General features: G+C 74.8%; 4 protein-coding genes. 3 read left to right on the top strand and 1 reads right to left on the bottom strand.

All coding sequences use genetic code 11. The features are described from left to right. Window positions 1–311: transglutaminase family protein (locus tag ACFE60_RS18130; RefSeq protein WP_375390253.1), on the top strand; the 311-nt coding region annotated here is incomplete at its 5' end. A 169-nt stretch (window positions 312–480) separates the two neighbouring features. Here ACFE60_RS18130 and ACFE60_RS18125 read toward each other — a convergent pair. Further along, window positions 481–1,146, bottom strand: a complete 666-nt coding sequence (locus ACFE60_RS18125) for a hypothetical protein (protein ID WP_375390252.1) — start codon at window positions 1,144–1,146, stop codon at window positions 481–483. A gap of 132 nt (window positions 1,147–1,278) precedes the next feature. On the opposite strand from ACFE60_RS18125, the gene argS reads away from it, so the two are divergent. After that, entirely contained in the window at window positions 1,279–2,952 is a 1,674-nt protein-coding gene (argS, locus tag ACFE60_RS18120) for an arginine--tRNA ligase (RefSeq protein ID WP_375390251.1), read from the top strand. A 53-nt stretch (window positions 2,953–3,005) separates the two neighbouring features. After that, a complete protein-coding gene (locus tag ACFE60_RS18115; RefSeq protein WP_375390250.1) occupies window positions 3,006–3,842 on the top strand; it encodes a DUF2993 domain-containing protein in 837 nt (278 codons plus the stop codon). Window positions 3,843–4,079: the final 237 nt, after the last annotated feature.

Genomic DNA, 4,079 nt, shown 5'->3' with positions numbered 1-4,079 from the left:
GCCTCGTCGTGGCGCTGCTGCGGGCGCTCGACGTGCCGGCCCGCCTCGTCGCCGTGTACGCGCCGGGGCTCGACCCGATGGACTTCCACGCGGTCGCGGAGGCGTACGTGGAGGGGGCCTGGCACGTCGTCGACGCGACGACGCTGGCGCCGCGCCAGTCCCTCCTCCGCATCGGGACCGGGCGCGACGCCGCGGACACGGCGTTCCTCACGACGATCGGCGGGCTGGTGGCGCTCCAGGCCCTGTCGGTCACGGCGACGGTGGACGAGCTGCCTGTCGACGACATCACCCGGCTGGTCCAGCTGGGCTGATCCGGGCCGCCCGAGCGCGACAGCAGGACAATCCGAGTACGACCGCAGGAAGAACGAGCGATCGCAGGAAGAACTGGCCAGAAACTTCCTGCCGAAGTGGATTCTTCCTGCTGACGGACTCGGCTCCCTCCTGCTGCAGGACTGGCGCCACCGGACCGGGGGAGGCGCCTCAGCCGGCCGGCGTCTCCGTCGGCGCGGGCGTGGCGGCGCCGGCGCCACCCTCGGCGGGCGCGTCGGTCGCAGAGGAGCGCAGGCCGAGCGCGTCGAGCGCCGCCGACACGATCGCGGTCGCGTCGCCGGGCTCGAAGAAGCGGTTCGATCGCACGAACAGCCAGGTCCTGCCGCGGAACACGTCCGCCTGCCCGACGTGGTCGACGACCTGGAAGTACGCCTCGCCGCCGTACGTCGGCACGGACTGGCTGCGCTCGACGAGGTCGTTCTTCAGGGCGACCGAGTCCTCGCGTCCCGGCTTCGCCACCGCGACCTCGAGCGTGTCGCCCGCCGCGGTGGTCCACTCGCAGGTCGTGCCGTGCAGCGCCTCCAGCCGCGCGGAGGCGGACCCCGGCGCGGGCGTCCAGCCCCGCACGACCTGCAGCTCGGGCTCGAGCGCCTGCACGACCGCGTCCGGCGCGAGCACCCGGCACCGGATCGACACGGGCGCGGCGTCCGCCGCGTCCTGCGTGGGCGGAGGCGTCGTGGGCGTCGCGGGCGCCACGGACGTCGGCGCGGCGGACTGCCTCGTGCCGGCAGCGACGGGGTTGGAGGTGCAGCCTGCGAGGAGGATCAGGGCGGCCGCCGCGGCGCCCGCCGCGACCGTGGTGCGAACCGACCGCATGGGGTGTCCTCCCGCCGCTCGTGCCCCTCGTCCGGGTGGCAGCCGTACCGTAGCAACGCCCCGCAGGTCCGCCGGGGGAGGCGCGTCGGCGCGGCGGAACGGCGTGTCCGCCCGCCGGTAGGCTCGATCCCCATGAATCCGGCCGAGCTCCAGGTCGCCGTCGGCGATCTCGTGCGGTCGGCCGCCGCCCGCCGCGGTGCCGACCTGTCCCCCTCCGACGTCGACGTCGTGCTGGAGCGGCCCCGCTCCCGCGAGCACGGGGACTGGGCCAGCACGGTCGCGATGCGGGTGGCGAAGCGCATCGGGGTGCCGCCGCGGGACCTGGCGCAGGAGCTCGCGTCCGACCTCGGCGCGATCCCGGGTGTCGCCGGCGTCACCGTCGCCGGCCCCGGCTTCATCAACATCACCCTCGAGGCCGCGACCGCCGGCGCCCTTGCGGCCCGCATCGTCGCGGAGGGGGAGGCGTACGGCCGCGGCACCGCGCTCGACGGCGTGCGGCTGAACCTCGAGTTCGTCTCCGCGAACCCGACGGGTCCCATCCACCTCGGCGGCACCCGCTGGGCCGCCGTCGGCGACAGCCTCGCCCGGATGCTGGAGGCGCAGGGCGGGGTCGTGACCCGCGAGTACTACTTCAACGACCACGGGGCGCAGATCGACCGGTACTCCGCCAGCCTGCTCGCGGCGGCGCTCGGCGAGCCCGCGCCGGAGGACGGCTACGGCGGCGACTACATCGCGGAGATCGCGCAGCGGGTCGTCGACGCGTACGACGGCGACCTGCTGGCGCTGCCGCGCGAGGAGGCCCGCGAGGTCTTCCGCGAGCGCGGCGTCGACCTGATGTTCACCGAGATCAAGCAGTCGCTGCACGACTTCGGCGTCGACTTCGACGTCTACTTCCACGAGAACGACCTCTACACGACCGGCGCCGTCGAGCGGGCCGTGGCCCGGCTCACCGAGCTCGGGCACATGTACACCTCGGACGGCGCGCTCTGGCTGCGCACGACCGAGTTCGGCGACGACCGCGACCGGGTCGTCGTGCGCAGCAACGGCGAGCCCGCCTACATCGCGGGCGACATCGCCTACTTCCTCGACAAGCGCGAGCGCGGCGCCGACCGGGCGATCATCATGCTCGGCGCCGACCACCACGGCTACATCGGGCGGCTGATGGCCGTCGTCGCGGCGTTCGGCGACACCCCGCACGAGCACCTCGAGATCCTGATCGGCCAGATGGTCAACCTCGTCCGCGAGGGCAAGCCGGTCCGGATGTCGAAGCGCGCCGGCACCGTCGTCACCCTGGAGGACCTCGTGGAGGCGGTCGGCGTCGACGCGGCGCGGTACACGCTGGTGCGCAGCTCGGCCGACTCGGCGCTCGACGTCGACCTCGACCTGATCTCGAAGCGCACGAACGACAACCCGGTCCACTACGTGCAGTACGCGCATGCCCGCACCCGGTCCGTCGCGCGGAAGGCGGTGGAGGCGGACGTCACGCGGGACGACCGGGGCCGCGACGCGTTCGATCCGGCCCTGCTGACGCATCCGACGGAGTCGGACCTGCTGGGGCAGCTGGAGCAGTTCCCGCGCACGGTCGAGCGCGCCGCGACCCTCCGCGAGCCGCACCGCGTCGCCCGGTACCTGGAGCAGCTGGCCGGGGCGTACCACCGCTGGTACGACAGCTGCCGGGTCATCCCGATCGCGGGGGAGCCGGTGGAGGACGTGCACCGCACGCGCCTCGTGCTGAACGACGCGGTCGCGCAGGTGCTGCGGAACGGGCTCGGCCTGCTGGGCGTGTCCGCGCCGGAGCGCATGTGACGGACGCGAGGCCTGGGCCCACGCCCGCCGGTTCCGACGCGTCGCGAAGCGACGTGGCGGCCGTGCGGGCGGGGAGCGTCGGGGGGCGGCAGGACCCGACGACCCTGCCGATCCCGGTGGTGACCGCGGACCGCCGGCGCCGGAAGCGGCGAGGGCGGCGGGCGCTGGTGGTCCTGCTCATCGTGCTCGTCGTCCTGGCGGCGCTCGCCGTCGTGGCGTACGTCGTCGGCGAGCGCGTGTTCCGCAGCACCGCGGAGGCGCAGATCGAGCAGACCGTCGCGCAGCGCCTCCCCGCCGGCGTCACCGGGGAGGTCGACGCGCGGATCGGCGACGGGTCCGCGCTGCTGCAGTACCTGCAGGGCTCGTTCGACGACGTCACGCTCACCTCCCGCGGGCTGCGGGTGGCCGGGGCGCCCGCCTCCGCCGTCGTGCACGTCGCGGGGCTGCCGGTCGCCGGCGGCGCGATCGAGCGCGCGACCGCCGACCTCACGATCGACCAGGCCGCGTTCCGGGCCGTGCCCGCGCTGCGGAACGCCGGCGCCTCCGCGCCGCAGCTCGGGAACGGGACGGTCTCGACGACGCTGACGCGCACGTTCCTCGGGCTCGACCTCAAGGTGGCGGTCCGGCTGAAGCCGTCGCTCACGGATCAGACCGTGCGCCTCACCCCGACCTCGGCGACGCTGACGGCCGGCCCCGCGACGATCCCGGCGACCGCGATCGTGCAGCAGCTGCTGCCGGACGGCGTCTCGGTGTGCGCGGCGAGCTACCTCCCGCGCGGGGTCGAGCTCACCTCCGTCGCGGTGCGGCCGCGGGAGGCGGTCGTGCGCCTGACCGCGCGCGACGTCGACCTGAACACCCTCGACAGCGCGCAGACCGGTTCCTGCGGCTGAAGGCGTGCCTGGATCCGGGGAGTGCGCGCGGACGGCCGACTTCCCCGGATCCACGGGGGAACGGCGCGCCCGGTAGGATCTCGGTCGGCTTCAGGGACCACTCCAGGTCCGCTCGCCCGATCCCGAATCGACCGAGACCCCACGAGGCCACCGACGTGACCACGCCGAACCCGCTCGCGCCCGCTCGGCTCGCCGCCGCAGGCGACCCGCAGGCGCTCGCCCCGCACGTCTGGCCGG

Origin of the sequence: uncultured Amnibacterium sp. (assembly GCF_964245895.1) — a bacterium.
Lineage (GTDB): Bacteria > Actinomycetota > Actinomycetes > Actinomycetales > Microbacteriaceae > Amnibacterium.
The sequence above is the reverse complement of the archived record's forward strand: the minus strand, read 5'-3'. Positions and strand labels throughout refer to the sequence as shown.

What these genes read in the sequence shown, in the direction of transcription:
- ACFE60_RS18125 (WP_375390252.1), bottom strand. Translation starts at nt 1,146, where the DNA reads ATGCGGTCGGTTCGCACCACGGTCGCGGCGGGCGCCGCGGCGGCCGCC.
- argS (WP_375390251.1), top strand. Translation starts at nt 1,279, where the DNA reads ATGAATCCGGCCGAGCTCCAGGTCGCCGTCGGCGATCTCGTGCGGTCG.